Source organism: Pseudomonas libanensis (assembly GCF_001439685.1).
GTDB classification, from domain to species: domain Bacteria; phylum Pseudomonadota; class Gammaproteobacteria; order Pseudomonadales; family Pseudomonadaceae; genus Aquipseudomonas; species Aquipseudomonas libanensis.
This window is the reverse complement of record NZ_JYLH01000012.1, coordinates 148,949-164,033: the sequence shown is the minus strand read 5'-3', so window position 1 is coordinate 164,033 and position 15,085 is coordinate 148,949. Positions and strand designations below refer to the sequence as shown.

Here is a 15,085-nt window from a genome sequence, read left to right as displayed (position 1 = left end):
GATGGCACTGTTCTACTGGACATTGCGTGCGTTGGTAAGCCATTGGCGACGTCACCCAGTGCAGTTTTTCAGCGTGCTCACCGGTCTGTGGCTGGCCACGGCTTTATTGACCGGCGTGCAGGCCCTCAACAGCCAGGCACGGGACAGTTATGCACGCGCCAGCCAATTGATCGGTGGTGAGCCCCAAGCCAGCCTGAGTGCGCCGGACGCCGCCAGTTTCCCGCAAGCGCTGTTTGCCCAACTGCGCCGCGCCGGGTGGCCGGTTTCCCCGGCGGTGCAGGGACGGTTGGCACTCAAGGGGCATGAGCAACAGCGCCTGCAACTGATGGGCATCGACCCGGTGTCGTTGCCCGGCAGTGGCAGTGTGGCGGGGCAACGCTTGAGCCAGGCGCAGATGCTGGCTTTTTTCACCCCGCCAGGGCGTACCTGGGTGGCTGCGCAAACCTTGCAGGCGCTTGGGTTGCACGAGGGCGATCAGCCGCAGACAGTCAACGGGCACCCCCTGCCGCCATTGCAGGTACAGGCGGACATGGCGCCGGGTTTGCTGCTGACCGATATCGGGTTTGCCCAACCCTTGCTCCACATGCAGGGGCAACTGTCACGCTTGTTGCTGGACAACACCTTCGCCGCCCGCCACCCCACGCCACCCGCCGCGCTGCAACTCAAGCAGGGTGAGGACAACAACCTCGCGCGCCTCACCGAGAGCTTTCACCTGAACCTTGATGCATTGGGCTTCCTGTCCTTTGTGGTAGGGCTGTTTATCGTGCACGCGGCCATCGGCCTGGCCCTGGAACAACGCCGTGGCCTGCTGCGCACCTTGCGTGCCTGTGGCGTCAGCGCGCGGATGCTGATCCTGAGCCTGGGCGTGGAACTGGGGGTTTTATCGTTGTTGGGCGGCTTGCTCGGCATCGCCAGCGGGTATGTGTTGGCCAGCCTGTTGCTGCCGGATGTGGCCGCCAGTTTGCGTGGCCTGTATGGCGCTGAAGTCCCGGGCCAATTGAGCTTGAGCCCCTGGTGGTGGCTCGCCGGCCTGGGCTTGAGCCTGCTTGGCGCACTGCTCGCCGGGGCCAGCAGCCTGTGGCGTGCCGCCCGCTTGCCCTTACTGGCATTGGCCAACGCCCAGGCCTGGCATGAGGCCCATGGGCGCTGGTTGCGGCGCCAGGGCTGGGTGGCGTGCGCGGCACTGCTGATCGCGCTGCTGGCGCTATGGCTGGGCGATAGCCTGGCCGCCGGTTTTGTGCTGATGGCGGCGTTGTTGCTGGGCGCCGCGCTGGGCTTACCGGTGCTGCTCAACGGGCTGTTGAAAATCGTGCTGGGCCGCAGTCGCGCGGTGCTCGGCCAATGGTTCCTCGCCGATTGCCGCCAGCAACTGCCGGCCCTGAGCCTGGCGTTGATGGCGCTGCTGTTGGCCCTGGCGGCGAATATCGGCGCCGGTTCCATGACCTCGGGTTTCCGCCAGACCTTCAACCATTGGTTGGAGCAGCGCCTGACCGCCGAGCTGTACCTCAACCCGCAGAACCCGGCCCAGGCCGAGCAACTGAATGTCTGGCTGGCACGCCAGCCGCTGGTGCAGGCAGTGTTGCCTACCTGGCAGGTGGCGGTGCAGCTGCAAGGCTGGCCGGCAGAAGTGTTCGGCGTGGTCGACGACCCCACCTACCGTCAGCACTGGCCGTTGCTTGAGGCTGCAAACGCACCCTGGGACCGCTTGCTGCAAGACGACAGCGTGATGCTCAGCGAGCAATTGGCGCGACGCTTGAACGTTCAATTGGGCGATACCCTCTCGATCCCTACACCACAAGGAAGCTGGGCGCCGCAGATCGTCGGGATCTACGCCGACTATGGCAACCCCAAGGGCCATCTGCTGGTCAATGCCCGGCACTTGCTGGCGCATTGGCCGACACTGTCACCGGCGCGTTTCAACCTGCGGGTTGCGCCCCAGAACGTGCCGGCACTGGTGGGTGAAGTGCAGCGTGCATTTGCCCTCGAAGACAGCCGCATTGTCGATCAACAGCAACTCAAGGGCTGGTCCAGCCAAGTCTTCGAACGCACCTTCGCCGCCACTGCCGCGTTGAACAGCCTTACGCTGGGCGTGGCTGGCGTGGCATTGTTCATCAGCCTGCTGACCCAGAGCCAGAGCCGCCTCGGCCAACTCGCGCCGCTGTGGGCATTGGGTGTGACACGGCGCCAGCTGATGCTGCTCAACCTGGGCCAGACCTGGCTGCTGGCGTTGCTCACGCTGATCCTGGCGTTGCCGTTGGGGCTGCTGCTGGCGTGGTGCCTGGATGCGGTGATCAATGTCCAGGCCTTCGGTTGGCGCCTGCCGTTGCAGGTGTTCCCCTGGCAGCTTGCGCAATTGCTGGGGCTGGCGATGGTTGCCACGTTGCTGGCGTCTGCCTGGCCCTTGTGGCAGTTGTACCGCAGCCGCCCGGCGGATTTGTTGAGGACCTTTGCCCATGAAGATTAAGGCATTGTGCTGCGCCGCCTTGTTACTGCTGAGCGCATGCGACAAGACGCCCGCGCCTGAGACCAGCTTCGCCGGCTTGGGCAGTGAGGCGGCGGACTTTACTCAGGTGGTGCCCGGCAAAGTCTTCAGCTTTCCCGAGGACCATGGCCCGCACCCAGGCTTTCGTATCGAATGGTGGTACGTCACCGCCAACCTCAAGGATGCCCAGGGCAATGTCTTCGGTGTGCAATGGACGCTGTTTCGCAACGCCCTGAAGGCCGGTCCCACGCAACCGGGCTGGCACGATTCAACGGTGTGGCTCGGCCATGCTGCCGTCACTTCGGCCACCCGCCACTACGCCGCCGAACGCCTGGCCCGCGGCGGCGTCGGCCAGGCCGGGGCCCAGGCGGTGCCGTTCAACGCCTGGATCGACGACTGGAACTTCGCCACCCAACCCGGCGCCGCCAGCACCCTGGCCGATATGCAGCTCAAGGCCAGCGGTGCCCAATTCGCCTACGACCTGCGCCTGACCTCCAGCCGCCCGCTGGTGTTGCAAGGCGACAATGGCTACAGCCGCAAATCCGACCAGGGCCAGGCGTCGTACTACTACAGCCAGCCGTTTTTCACTGCCAATGGCAGCGTCAGTCTCGACGGCCAGACTTACCAGGTCAGCGGCCCGGCCTGGCTCGACCGCGAATGGAGCAGCCAACCCCTGGCCGCCAGCCAGACCGGCTGGGACTGGTTTTCCCTGCACCTGGACCGTGGCGAGCAACTGATGCTGTTTCGCGTGCGGCAAAAAGACGGTGGCGGTTATCTCACCGGCACCTGGATCGATGCTCAGGGACGCACCGAGACCCTGCACAACGCAGATATTCAACTTGTACCGCTGACCACCACCGAGATTGACGGGCGCAGCATTCCCACGCGCTGGTCGCTGAAGATTCCCGGCAAACACCTGGATATCACTACCCAGGCGGTCAATCCAAAGGCGTGGATGAATTTGAGCATCCCGTACTGGGAGGGGCCGGTGTGGTTTGACGGTGGTGTGGGGTATCTGGAGATGACGGGGTATTAGAACGCTGCAGTCTCGCCGACTCTTCCTACGACCCGAGCGAAGCCGTCCCATAAAACATTCAAAAAATACTGTACATCCATACAGCATTGTCCTACAGTCCATCCCAGGTGACCGGATGTCACCGGTTACCTGAGCTTCAATTTTTTAACTATGGATGGATAAAAAAATGAAATCGAAAAAAGCCTTTATGCTGGGCGCGGCCATGGCCGCCTCCTGCTTCGTTTCGGCCTTCGCCCTGGCCGAGCAACCCGTTCTGAAACTCAGCGCGCAGACGGTCAAGCAGGCCGTGGATAAAGCGTTGAAACCTGGCGGCACGCTGGAGACGGCCACCGTTTCGGATGCGCTCAAGCAAAAGCTCAATGCGGCCAAGAGCGGCCAGTCCAAAGTCGTCAAGAGCAAAGCAGTCGCCAGCAACGTGGCGATTGACACTAAGGTTGAGGCGTTGCAAAAACCTGATCCGGCGCAAGCGAAGCAGGCTGCAATTGCTGCATTCACGCCGCTGTTTCCGACCCTGGATATCAATACCCTTTACACCGTTACCGGGGTGGAGACCGGCGCGCAAATCGCTTACCACTTCAACCTGGCGAAAAACTCGCGAATCCAGGTGCAACTGCTGAACCAGAGCGCCGGTACGGACATGTCGTTGACCCTGTTCCACGACGACGGCCAGGGTAACCTGACGCCACTGGGCACTTCTGATAACCCTGGCAGTGCCGATGAATACCTCAACGGTGTGTTGCCGGCCGGTGACTACTACTGGTTCATGGTGGCCAATACCGCGAGTAACGCGCAGTTCAGTTTCGGCGTGGCGGTGGACAGCAACATTGATGCCTACGAGCCCAACGACACCGAGCAAACCGCGTTTGTGCTGCCGGATGCGCTGAATCAGGTGACCGGCAATCTCGACACTGTCAATGATGTCGATTACTTCGCTTTCACTTCGTTGCGTGGTCAAGGGGTGGGCATGTTCCTCGGCGATGACGAAGAAGGTACGCGCAACCAGTGGATCTTCGAGCGGTTCGATGGCACCAAATGGGTAGTGATTCCGCCGCAAACGACGTCTACTTACCCAAGCCTGACCCCAGGCTATACCGTTAAAGTCCGCGTGCGGGCCAACCCGGACGTGGCGCTCAACCCCCAGGCGCAATACAAGTTGACCCTGGGCTCGGCGCCACGGCTGAACCAGCACAACGTCAACGGCGACAACGTGGTGCGCATTCCCAGTTCAATCGCGCAGCTGGCCACCCAGGCGGCCAGAAGCCTGAGCTGGAGCACCCAGTGGTCCGACAGCACGGGCGAGCCGTTGCGGGGTGTCACGCCGGTCCTCAGGGTCGACAAGCACTTCAATGGCCCCTACAACTTCACCAACTACGAGGCCAGGACCGGCATCACGGGTGCAGCATCGGGCAACGTCGACCTGGGCACCTGCTCCGGTGATTACCGCGTGGTCTACCCGGACAGTGGGTCGGGCCAGACCTACAACTGGGAGACCTGGTTCAACGAAGGGGGCTGGCGCCTTGAGCTCAAAGAGTTCCCGGGCGTTGGGGTAGGCGGCAACATCGTGCAGACCGTCAGCATGGGTCATATCTGCAGCCAACGCATCGTGCGCTGATGGATTTACTCGAGTGAAGCAGGGGGCAGTCCATTGGGCTGCCCCTTTTTTTGGGGTAACGCCGGCTCCCAATGCAACGTGCCGAACAGATAGTCCATCAACGGCAGCACGATATTGAAATTACGCCCCTGCATCAGCTCGCGACGGTGATGCAGGGCGTGCAGGCGGTGCATCTGGCGAATCCACGGCAGACGCGCCACCGCGTGTTCAGCGGGCAAGTGTTCGCAGGCGTGGAACACTTCGTAGAGCAGGTAGCCGAGGATCATGCACCCGGCAAACAGCCCGGCGACGTTGGGGCTTAATTGCTTGAGCAGCCACCAGGCGGGGAGGGTGATGGCCAGGCTGTGCAGCACGATCAGCCAGGCGGGAAACAGGATGACGCGCCAGTCCCGGGGGCTGTCATAGGTCATGTGGCCGGGGGTGAAGAAGCTGTGGTGGTCGCCGGTGTGGCGTGCGTAGAACAGCTGGGCGAACGCATGTTTGTGATGGCCCAGATGGCGGTGCACGAGGTAGATGCACAGATTGAAGAACAGCAGGGTCAAGGGCACGGTCAGCCACTGGAGGGCGGTGATATCCGCGATGGACGACCAGGCCAGCATGATGCAGACAATCCCATAGCCAAGCACGAACGCTGCGTGCAGCCAGGGGTTGTAATGCCGGTTGACGCTCGCGCGGTAACGGGCGCGGAAGGTCTCGGTGGGGTGTGCCATGGCCGGCTGCTCGCTGTGTTTTTATTTGAGGCTGAGCTTAGTTGCCGTGGGCGGATGTGCGAGTTTTTACTGGCAACCCCATCCCCTTGTGGGGGCTGGCTTGCCTGCGATAGCGCAGTGTCAGCCTCCTTATCTGGTTCTGATACACCGCTATCGCAGGCAAGCCAGCTCCCACATTTTTGCCCGAGACCGACCAGTGGAGGCTTGCACAGGTCTGAATTACTTGTTAGTTTCTGGCGAAATGTTAACGATAACATTTGCTCTAAAAATAAAAACAAAACAGAGACCCACGCCATGAAAATGCTCCCAAAAACCCTGTGTTTACTGGCTGCCAGCATCACCCTAGGCAGCGCGACACCCGCGTTTGCCGAGGCCGCCAAGCCCATCCGCATCGGCGCATCGTTCCAGGAAATCAACAACCCCTATTTCGTCACCATGAAAAACGCCCTGGAAGAAGCCAGCGCGACCATCGGTGCAAAGCTCATCATCACCGACGCCCGCCATGACGTGTCCAAGCAGGTCAGTGATGTCGAAGACATGCTGCAAAAAGGCATTGATATCCTGCTGATCAACCCTACCGATTCGGTCGGCGTGCAATCGGCCGTCAAGTCGGCCCATGCCGCTGGCGTCGTGGTGGTGGCGGTGGACGCCCAGGCGGACGGCCCGCTGGATTCGTTCGTCGGCTCGAAGAACTTCGACGCTGGCTTCCAGGCGTGTGAGTACCTGGCGAAAAACATCGGTGACAAAGGCAATATCGCCATCCTCGACGGCATTGCCGTGGTGCCGATTCTCGAACGTGTGCGCGGTTGCAAAGAGGCGGTGGCCAAGCACCCGGACATCAAGATCGTCAGCATCCAGAATGGCAAGCAGGAACGTGACCAGGCGCTGACCGTCACCGAAAACATGTTGCAGGCCCAGCCCACCCTCAAGGGCATTTTCAGCGTCAATGACAACGGCTCCCTCGGTGCACTCTCGGCCATCGAAGCCAGCGGCATGGATGTGAAACTGGTCAGCGTCGATGGCGCGCCGGAAGCGATCAAGGCGATCCAGAAGCCCGGCAGCCATTTCATCGCCACCTCCGCCCAATACCCCCGTGACCAGATCCGCCTGGCTTTGGGCATTGCCCTGGCCAAGAAGTGGGGCTCGCAAGTACCCGCCACCATTCCGGTGGACATCACTCTGATCGACCAGGCCAAGGCCAAGGATTTCAGCTGGTAAACCCCTCAAGCCCCTCGCTCGCCGTGGGGCCCAGGCAAACCTTCTGAACGCGAGGTCGGCGGTATGAGCAGTCTTCTGAAGCTGGAAAACATCTGTAAGCGTTACCCGGGCGTGCAGGCCCTCAAGTCGATCAACCTGCAAGTGGAGCGCGGCGAAATCCACGCCTTGCTCGGCGAAAACGGCGCGGGCAAATCCACGCTGATGAAGATCCTCGGCGGTGTCGAGCATCAGGACGAAGGGCAGATCCTCATCGATGGTCAGGCCCGGCAATTTGCGACTTACCGTGACGCGATTGCCGCCGGTATCGGCATCGTGTTCCAGGAATTCAGCCTGATTCCCTACCTCACGGCCGTGGAAAATATCTTCCTCGGCCATGAGTTGAGCAACCGTTTCGGTCTGTTGCGCAAGCGCGAAATGGTCGAGGCGGCGCAGGCGTTGTTCCAACGCCTTGGGGTGAGCATAGACCTGCACTGCGCGGTCAAGCATCTGAGCGTGGCCGAGCAGCAGTTCGTCGAAATCGCCAAGGCCCTGGCCCTGGATGCGCGCTTGCTGGTACTCGATGAACCGACTGCAACCCTGACCCCCAGCGAAGCCGAGCTGCTGTTCGAGATCATGCGCGAACTCAAGCGTCAGGGCGTGGCGGTGATTTTTATCTCGCACCACCTGGAGGAGATTTTCCAGGTGTGCGATCGCATCAGCGTACTGCGCGACGGCGCCAATGTGGGCGTTACCGATGTGGCCGACAGCGATATCGACCGCCTGGTGGAGATGATGGTGGGGCGGCGCCTGGAATGCAGCTTTCCGCCCAAGCCCAGCGGCGAGCGCGGCCCGCTGTTGCTGGAGGTCAAGGACATCCAGTTGGTACGCAACGGTCCGCACAACAGCTTCCAACTGCACAAGGGCGAGATCCTCGGCTTCGCCGGGCTGGTGGGCTCGGGCCGCACCGAACTGGCCTTGGGCATGATGGGCGCGCTGCCGTCGGTGAGCAAGGACGTGTGGCTGCGCGGCGAAAAAATCAGCCTCAGTGACCCGGCCGAGGCACTCGCCCATGGCATCGGCCTGCTGCCGGAAAGCCGCAAGAGCGAAGGGCTGATCACCGATTTCAGCATTCGCGAAAACATCTCCCTGAACAACCTGCCCAAGTACCAGAACGCCAGCGGGCTGATCGACACGGTCAAGGAATGCGCCAGCGTCGAAGCGCTGATGCGCCAGCTGTCGATCAAGGCGCCCAGCGGCGAAAGCCGGGTGCTTAACCTCAGCGGCGGCAACCAGCAAAAAGTCGTGATCGCACGCTGGATCAATCACCACTGCGACGTGCTGGTGTTCGACGAACCTACACGCGGCATCGACGTCGGCGCCAAGGCGCAGATCTACGCCTTGATGCGCAGCCTCACCGAACAAGGCTACGCCATCATCATGATTTCCTCCGAACTGCCGGAAGTCATCGGCATGTGCGACCGCGTTGCGGTGTTCCACAAGGGCGCGATCGTCAAGGTCCTGGAAGCGTCCGCCGTCAATCCTCAAGAGGTCATGCGCCATGCAACAGGGGGCTCAAGTGAATACGTCCATTAACACCGCAGGCGCCAGCCGCTTGCGCCTGAACCTGGCGCGGCTGCTGCGCTCGCCGGCGTTTTATCCGTTTGTCGGGCTGGTGGTGGTGACCCTGGTCATGATCCTTGCCAGCGACACGTTTCTGACCGCCAGCAACCTGTCCAACATCGCCCGCCAGGTGTCGATCAACGCGATTATCGCGGTGGGCATGACCTGCGTGATTCTTACCGGTGGCATCGATTTGTCGGTGGGGCCGGTGATGGCGTTGTCCGGCACCTTGACTGCCGGGCTGATGGTCGCGGGTGTGCCGCCCGGCCTGGCGATTGGTGCCGGGCTGCTGGTGGGCGTGGCGTTCGGCATCGGCAACGGCTTGTTCGTGGCTTACCTGCACATGCCGCCGATCATCGTCACCCTGGCGACCATGGGCATCGCCCGTGGGTTCGGGCTGATGTACACCGACGGTTACCCGATTTCCGGGTTGCCGGAGTGGTTCGCCTTTTTCGGTCGCGCCAGTGTGTTCGGCATGCAGGTGCCGATCCTGATCATGCTGCTCACTTACCTGGCGGCCTATGTGCTGCTGCAGCACACGCGCATCGGCCGCTACATCTACGCCATCGGTGGCAATGAAGAAGCAGTGCGTTTGTCCGGGGTGCGCGCAGCGCGCTTCAAGCTGCTGGTGTATGGCATCAGCGGCTTCACCGCGGCGATTGCCGGGCTGGTGCTCACCTCGCGGCTGATGAGCGGCCAGCCGAATGCCGGCGTGTCGTTCGAGCTGGATGCGATTGCCGCCGTGGTGCTTGGCGGCGCATCGATTGCCGGCGGACGCGGGGTGATCGTCGGCACCTTGCTCGGCGCCATGCTGCTGGGCGTGTTGAACAACGGTTTGAATATGCTCGGCGTGTCGCCTTACGTGCAGAGCGTGATCAAGGGCGGGATCATTTTGCTGGCGATCTTTATCAGCCGTCAGCGCCATCGATAAATACCTCATCACACAGGACTGAACACCATGGACAAGCACACCCACATGCAAGCCGTCGTCTGCCACGGCCCGAAAGACTACCGCCTGGAACGCATCGGCAAGCCCCAGGCCCGCGCCAATGAACTGGTGATCCGTATCGCCGCCTGCGGCATCTGCGCCAGCGACTGCAAGTGCCACTCGGGGGCGGCGATGTTCTGGGGCGGCGACAACCCCTGGGTCAAGGCGCCGGTGGTGCCGGGCCACGAATTTTTCGGCTACGTGGTGGAAGCGGGCGAGGGCGCCGAGGAACACTTCGAGGTCAAGGTCGGCGACAAGGTCATCGCCGAACAGATCGTGCCCTGTGGCAAGTGCCGCTTCTGCAAATCGGGCAAATACTGGATGTGCGAAGTGCACAACATCTTCGGCTTCCAGCGCGAAGTGGCCGAAGGCGGCATGGCCCAGTACATGCGCATTCCCAAGACTGCCATCGTGCACAGGATTCCCGAGGCAGTGTCCCTGGAGGATTCGGCGCTGGTGGAGCCCATGGCCTGCTCGATCCATACCGTCAACCGTGGCGATATCCAGCTCGACGACGTGGTAGTGATTGCCGGCGCGGGCACCCTGGGCCTGTGCATGGTCCAGGTAGCCGCGCTGAAGACCCCGAAAAAACTGGTGGTGATCGACATGGTCGACGAGCGTCTGGAACTGGCGAAAAAATTCGGCGCCGATGTGGTGATCAACCCGGCCCGGGACAACGCTCGCGAGATCATCAACGGCCTCACTGACAACTACGGCTGTGACGTCTACATCGAAACCACCGGCGTACCGGCCGGCGTCACCCAAGGCCTGGACCTGATCCGCAAACTCGGGCGGTTTGTCGAGTTCAGCGTGTTCGGCGCCGAGACCAGTGTCGACTGGTCGATCATCGGCGACCGCAAGGAACTCGATGTGCGTGGCGCGCACCTTGGGCCGTATTGCTACCCGATCGCCATCGACCTGTTCGAACGTGGCCTGGTCACCTCCAAAGGCATCGTCACCCATGATTTCCCGCTGGACGATTTTGCCGAAGCCTTTGAGCTGGCCAACTCCACCAAGTCGATCAAGGTGCTGTTGAAGCCGGTGCTGCCCGCTCATGAGTAACGGCATGCACTACGTCATGGGTGTCGATATCGGCACCCAGAGCACCAAGGCGCTGCTGGTGGATGCCCAGGGCACGATCATCGCCCAGCACAGCCAGGGCTATCGCGTGGATACCCCGAAAGTGCGCTGGGCCGAGCAATGGCCGCAGGTGTGGCTGGATGCAGTCCAGATTTGCGTGGCCGAGTGCATGGCCAAGGCCGGCATGCCGGCGCAGCAGGTCAAGGCGCTGTGCATCAGCAGCCTGTACGGCGGTTCGGGGATTGCCGTGGATGCACAGATGACCCCGCTGCACCCGTGCCTGATCTGGATGGATCGCCGCGCCGGCGAACAGGTCGAGTGGGTGCGTGAGCACGTGGACCTGGACCGGCTGTGTGCGGTGACCGGCAACTCGGTGGACAGCTACTACGGCTTCACCAAGATGCTCTGGCTCAAGCAGCATCAGCCGCAGGTGTGGGCGAACACCCGCTACCTGTTGCCGCCCAACAGCTATATCAACTGGTGCCTGACCGGCGAGCTGGCGGTGGACCATAGCAGCGCCGGCAATATCGGCGGTGTGTATGACGTGGCCAGGCGCGGCTGGTCCGAAGAGATGCTCGCGGCGCTGGAGATTCCCCTGGCTATGATGCCCGAGCGCCTGTTGTATTCCGGCGAGGTGGTGGGTGGGCTGTTGCCGGACTGGGCGGCACGCCTGGGTTTGCAGGCGGGCATGCCGATCCTCGCGGGCGGTGTGGACGCGGCCATGGCGACCCTGGCTGCAGGCGTGACTCAGCCGGGCAATCATGTGGCAATGATCGGCACCAGCATGTGCTGGGGTTACCTCAACCAGCAGGTGGATGCCCGCCATGGCTTGGTCAGCATGCCCCACGTCTACAACGGTCATCGCGACCTGTACATCTTCGGCGGCGCGATCACCGCCGGGGCCTCGGTCAGTTGGTTTCGCGAGCAGTTCTGCCAGGCCGAAGAGCAACAGGCCCAGGCGAGGGGGCAAGACAGCCTGGTGCTGCTGGAGCAGAGCGCGACGAAGATCCCGGCGGGCAGCGAAGGCCTGTTGTTCCTGCCGTACCTGATGGGGGAGCGCAGCCCGGTGTGGGACGACCGCGCCAGCGGCAGTTTTGTCGGGCTCAACCTGTATCACAGCCGCATCCACTTGTATCGCGCAGTGCTGGAAGGGGTGAGTTTTGCCCTGCGCCATAATATCGAAGCGGGTACTCAAGGCGCGCACTCCCTGGACCTGCGCTTGATCGTGGTGGGTGGGGCCAGCCATTCGGATCTATGGATGCAGATCATCGCCGATGTCACACGCTACCCCGTCTACACCATTGTGCAGGAGGTTGAAGCAGCCCTGGGCGCGGCGTTGCTGGCGGCACATACGGTGGGGCTGGTGAGTGATGGGCAGATGGACACCGGCTGGGTGCAGTTGCAATTGCGGGCGCAGCCCAAGCGGGAGAATGTCATGAGCTATGACCGGGCGTTTGCCGAGTACCTGAGGCTGTACCCCGCCCTGAAACCGATCATGCACAACCTGCAAACCACCTGATTCAACACGATCCAAAAATGTGGGAGCTGGCTTGCCTGCGATAGCGGTGTATCAGCACCCGATAAGGAGACTGACACTCCGCTATCGCAGGCAAGCCAGCTCCCACAGTGGATCTTCATTGGTTTTGAGATCTTTATTTATGACCACTACCTTCGACCTCTCTCACCAGCGCATCCTCGTCACCGGTGCCAGCAGCGGCATCGGTCGCGAAATTGCCCAGCAACTGATCACCAGCGGCGCCGAAGTTTTCGCTCTCGGTCGCGACGCCCAGGCGTTGGCGGTATTAGGCTGCCACACCCTGTGCGTGGACATCGCTGACAGCATCGCCCTCGACAAAGCCCTGCAAGACCTGCCGCCCCTGCACGGCCTGGTCAACTGCGCCGGTATCTCACGCCTGGAACCCGCCGCCGCTATCAGCGCCGAGATCTTCGACCAGGTGATGAGCGTCAATGCCCGCGCCGCTGCGCAAGTGGCCAGCCGGGTCGCGGCGAAGATGATCGAGGCGGACATTGCCGGCAGTATTGTCAACGTCTCCAGCCAGGCGTCGCTGGTGGCGCTGGACGATCACCTGAGCTACTGCGCCTCCAAGGCTGCACTGGATGCGATCACCCGCGTGCAATGCGCCGAGTGGGGCCGTTTTGGCATACGCGTCAACAGCGTCAACCCCACCGTGACCTTGACCCCGATGGCGACCATGGCCTGGTCCGAGCCGGCCAAGCGCGAGCCGGCACTGGCTGCGATTCCGTTGGGGCGTTTTGCGCAACCGGCGGAAGTGGCGTTGCCGGTGCTGTTCCTGCTGAGCGATGCGGCAAGCATGATCAGCGGCGTGAGTTTGCCTATCGACGGTGGCTACACCAGCCGCTAGCCGTTCTCCAACTGGCCGGCGATGACCACTTTGTCCCGTGGTTTATATGGGTCTTGCAGGCGGTCGAGCAGCAGGCGTACCGCGCTGCTGCCGGCCAGGGAGGCGTCGTGGGCCACGCAGGCGATGGGTACGCCAAAGATATCGGCGAAGGGCAGGCGGTCGATGCCGCAGATGGTCAGGCTGTCGTGGGGGATGTTGTGCATGCGCAACGCGCGCAAGGCTCCCAGGGTGATCAACTGGTTGAAACCCATGATCGCGTCCGGCGCCGAGTGGGTGGCCAGGTAGTCGAGGGTGTGCAAATACGCCGGCATCAAAGTGTAGTCGCCGGCCTGCACCTCGACCTGAATGTGCGGGTGTTCGGCCAGCACTTCGCGCAGGCCCTTGAGGCGTTCCACCGTGATACGCGAATGTTCGGGGCCGGTCAGCACCAGCAGGCGCTTGAAGTTCGGGGTCTGGCGCAGCAGGTAGTGTGCGGCTTGCAGGCCGCTGTGGTAGTTGTCGAGCACCACGCGGCTGAACGGGCTGTCGTGGATCGTGCGATCGAGCAGCACCACCGGGGTCTTGCCGTTGCCCAGGCGTTCCAGGTAGTCGGGCTGGTAGCTCGGCTCATCGGAGACCGGCGACAGGATAATCCCCGCAACGCGGTAGCCCAGCAGGGTATCCACCGCTTTGCTCTCGAGTTCCTCCAGCTCATCGGTGTCCACGAGCATGATGGTGTAGCCGTGCTTTTTCGCCTCGCGGGAAATCGCCTTGATCATCTCGCTGTAGAACGGGTTGTCCACCGACGCGGTAATCACCCCGATGATCAGGCTTTCACTGCGCTTGAGCCCCCGGGCGAAGGCGTTGGGTACATAGTCCAGCTCCCGCGCCACCTCCAGGATGCGCGCCAGGGTGGCGGGTTTGACCAGGTCGGGTTTGCTCAGCGCCCGGGACACCGTGATGGTGGTCATGCCGACGCGTTTGGCGATGTCGCTGATGGTGACGGACTTTTTCTTGTTCATCGGTAAGGCTGCAAAAGGACACACCCGCAGGCTAGCATGCGCGGCGGTATCCGGTGCTTCAAATCAGCGGATCCCAGCGTTGCGACCAGTCACTTTCAGCCTTGACCACTTCGCGCAGCAGCGCCAATGCCTGTTGCAGCACCGCCGAATCCCGCGCCCGTGAATACACCAGGTAGGTAGGGAAGCTGAATTCCGGTGCCTTGGCCACCCGCTGCATCACGCCGCTGTCCAGGTAGCTCTGCACCACTCGCGTGCGGAAATAGCCGGCACCGCCATTTTCCAGGATGTACTGCAACGCCAACGGCCCGAGGTTGAAGCTCAGCGCGGCGCGGGCGCGGTCGGGCAAGGCGGCGTCATGTTGCTGGCGAAAACCCTGGCCCCAATCGATATACACGTAAGGCTCCGGCTGGCTTGCCAGCTGCACCAGGATCAGTTTTTCTTCCAGTACCTGCTCCACCTGCAAGCCCGGCCAATACTGAGGCTGAAACACCAGGGCGGCGTCGAGCACACCCAACTCCAGTTGGCGCAGCAGGTACTCGCCTTCACGCACCTCGGTGCGCAGCGCGTGCCCCGGGATGTGTTCGCGCAGCGCCTTGGCCCAGCCGAGCATCAATGGGTTGCACAAGCTGACCTCTCCGCCGATATGCAGCACATTGCGATAGCCATCGGGCAACGGCAGGTCGCGTCGCGCCGCTTCCCAGGTCTGCAGCAACTGGTTGGCGTACACCACGAAGGCCTCGCCGTCGGCGGTCAGCCGCGCACCGGCACGGTTGCGCACAAACAGCGTGCAGCCGAGCTGGTTCTCAAGGTTTTTGACACGAGCGGTGATAGCGGTCTGGGTGACGTGCAGTTTCTCGGCCGCTGCGGCCAGGCTGCCGCAGCGGGTGATTTCGAGGAAGGTGCGTGCCAGTTCGATGTCCATGAAGCCCCCGGGAATGAATGGGGCATTGTAGAGCGATGCAGGATTGGAATGCG

General features: G+C 62.3%; 12 protein-coding genes. 9 read left to right on the top strand and 3 right to left on the bottom strand.

The genetic code is table 11. The features are described 5' to 3' along the window. Window position 1: 1 nt before the first annotated feature. The 3 genes from TU73_RS19155 to TU73_RS19145 all read left to right on the top strand — a co-directional run bounded on the left by TU73_RS19155 (window position 2) and on the right by TU73_RS19145 (window position 5,130). Window positions 2-2,464 carry an ABC transporter permease gene (locus TU73_RS19155; protein WP_057013538.1) on the top strand — a complete coding sequence of 821 codons (2,463 nt, stop codon included), beginning with the start codon at window positions 2-4 and terminating at the stop codon, window positions 2,462-2,464. After that, window positions 2,454-3,518, top strand: a complete 1,065-nt coding sequence (locus tag TU73_RS19150; RefSeq protein WP_057013537.1) for a lipocalin-like domain-containing protein — start codon at window positions 2,454-2,456, stop codon at window positions 3,516-3,518. Before TU73_RS19155 ends, TU73_RS19150 begins: the two co-directional genes overlap by 11 nt. A gap of 166 nt (window positions 3,519-3,684) precedes the next feature. After that, complete coding sequence (locus TU73_RS19145; protein WP_057013536.1) at window positions 3,685-5,130, top strand: hypothetical protein; 1,446 nt, start codon at window positions 3,685-3,687, stop codon at window positions 5,128-5,130. Window positions 5,131-5,135: 5 nt separating this feature from the next. Here the strand turns inward: TU73_RS19145 and TU73_RS19140 are convergent, their stop codons facing one another. Beyond that, window positions 5,136-5,840 carry a sterol desaturase family protein gene (locus TU73_RS19140; protein ID WP_057013535.1) on the bottom strand — a complete coding sequence of 235 codons (705 nt, stop codon included), beginning with the start codon at window positions 5,838-5,840 and terminating at the stop codon, window positions 5,136-5,138. Window positions 5,841-6,134: 294 nt separating this feature from the next. Between TU73_RS19140 and TU73_RS19135 the strand changes: the two genes are divergently transcribed. From TU73_RS19135 to TU73_RS19110, 6 genes are all read left to right on the top strand, one after another. Continuing rightward, window positions 6,135-7,058: a substrate-binding domain-containing protein gene (locus TU73_RS19135; RefSeq protein WP_057013534.1), complete on the top strand. Its 924-nt coding sequence runs from the start codon at window positions 6,135-6,137 to the stop codon at window positions 7,056-7,058. A gap of 63 nt (window positions 7,059-7,121) precedes the next feature. After that, complete coding sequence (locus TU73_RS19130; protein ID WP_057013533.1) at window positions 7,122-8,630, top strand: sugar ABC transporter ATP-binding protein; 1,509 nt, start codon at window positions 7,122-7,124, stop codon at window positions 8,628-8,630. Further along, window positions 8,596-9,588: an ABC transporter permease gene (locus tag TU73_RS19125; protein WP_057013532.1), complete on the top strand. Its 993-nt coding sequence runs from the start codon at window positions 8,596-8,598 to the stop codon at window positions 9,586-9,588. The genes TU73_RS19130 and TU73_RS19125 overlap by 35 nt, the downstream gene beginning before the upstream one ends. A 27-nt stretch (window positions 9,589-9,615) precedes the next feature. Beyond that, the gene (locus TU73_RS19120; RefSeq protein ID WP_043048784.1) at window positions 9,616-10,707 is read left to right on the top strand and encodes an alcohol dehydrogenase catalytic domain-containing protein; all 1,092 of its coding nucleotides are present in this window, start codon (window positions 9,616-9,618) and stop codon (window positions 10,705-10,707) included. A gap of 4 nt (window positions 10,708-10,711) precedes the next feature. After that, the gene (locus TU73_RS19115; RefSeq protein ID WP_057013531.1) at window positions 10,712-12,244 is read left to right on the top strand and encodes an FGGY-family carbohydrate kinase; all 1,533 of its coding nucleotides are present in this window, start codon (window positions 10,712-10,714) and stop codon (window positions 12,242-12,244) included. Window positions 12,245-12,383: 139 nt separating this feature from the next. After that, a complete protein-coding gene (locus tag TU73_RS19110) occupies window positions 12,384-13,109 on the top strand; it encodes an SDR family oxidoreductase (RefSeq protein ID WP_057013530.1) in 726 nt (241 codons plus the stop codon). Here the strand turns inward: TU73_RS19110 and TU73_RS19105 are convergent. Then, window positions 13,106-14,110, bottom strand: coding sequence for a LacI family DNA-binding transcriptional regulator (locus TU73_RS19105; protein ID WP_057013529.1), 1,005 nt, complete (start codon window positions 14,108-14,110; stop codon window positions 13,106-13,108). The two genes, TU73_RS19110 and TU73_RS19105, sit on opposite strands and share 4 nt — an antisense overlap. A gap of 58 nt (window positions 14,111-14,168) precedes the next feature. Next, on the bottom strand, window positions 14,169-15,032 hold the full coding sequence (locus tag TU73_RS19100; RefSeq protein ID WP_057013528.1) for a LysR family transcriptional regulator: 864 nt from the start codon (window positions 15,030-15,032) through the stop codon (window positions 14,169-14,171). Window positions 15,033-15,085: the final 53 nt, after the last annotated feature.

What these genes read in the sequence shown, in the direction of transcription:
- TU73_RS19155 (WP_057013538.1), top strand. Translation starts at nt 2, where the DNA reads ATGGCACTGTTCTACTGGACATTGCGTGCGTTGGTAAGCCATTGGCGA.
- TU73_RS19150 (WP_057013537.1), top strand. Translation starts at nt 2,454, where the DNA reads ATGAAGATTAAGGCATTGTGCTGCGCCGCCTTGTTACTGCTGAGCGCA.
- TU73_RS19145 (WP_057013536.1), top strand. Translation starts at nt 3,685, where the DNA reads ATGAAATCGAAAAAAGCCTTTATGCTGGGCGCGGCCATGGCCGCCTCC.
- TU73_RS19140 (WP_057013535.1), bottom strand. Translation starts at nt 5,840, where the DNA reads ATGGCACACCCCACCGAGACCTTCCGCGCCCGTTACCGCGCGAGCGTC.
- TU73_RS19135 (WP_057013534.1), top strand. Translation starts at nt 6,135, where the DNA reads ATGAAAATGCTCCCAAAAACCCTGTGTTTACTGGCTGCCAGCATCACC.
- TU73_RS19130 (WP_057013533.1), top strand. Translation starts at nt 7,122, where the DNA reads ATGAGCAGTCTTCTGAAGCTGGAAAACATCTGTAAGCGTTACCCGGGC.
- TU73_RS19125 (WP_057013532.1), top strand. Translation starts at nt 8,596, where the DNA reads ATGCAACAGGGGGCTCAAGTGAATACGTCCATTAACACCGCAGGCGCC.
- TU73_RS19120 (WP_043048784.1), top strand. Translation starts at nt 9,616, where the DNA reads ATGGACAAGCACACCCACATGCAAGCCGTCGTCTGCCACGGCCCGAAA.
- TU73_RS19115 (WP_057013531.1), top strand. Translation starts at nt 10,712, where the DNA reads ATGCACTACGTCATGGGTGTCGATATCGGCACCCAGAGCACCAAGGCG.
- TU73_RS19110 (WP_057013530.1), top strand. Translation starts at nt 12,384, where the DNA reads ATGACCACTACCTTCGACCTCTCTCACCAGCGCATCCTCGTCACCGGT.
- TU73_RS19105 (WP_057013529.1), bottom strand. Translation starts at nt 14,110, where the DNA reads ATGAACAAGAAAAAGTCCGTCACCATCAGCGACATCGCCAAACGCGTC.
- TU73_RS19100 (WP_057013528.1), bottom strand. Translation starts at nt 15,032, where the DNA reads ATGGACATCGAACTGGCACGCACCTTCCTCGAAATCACCCGCTGCGGC.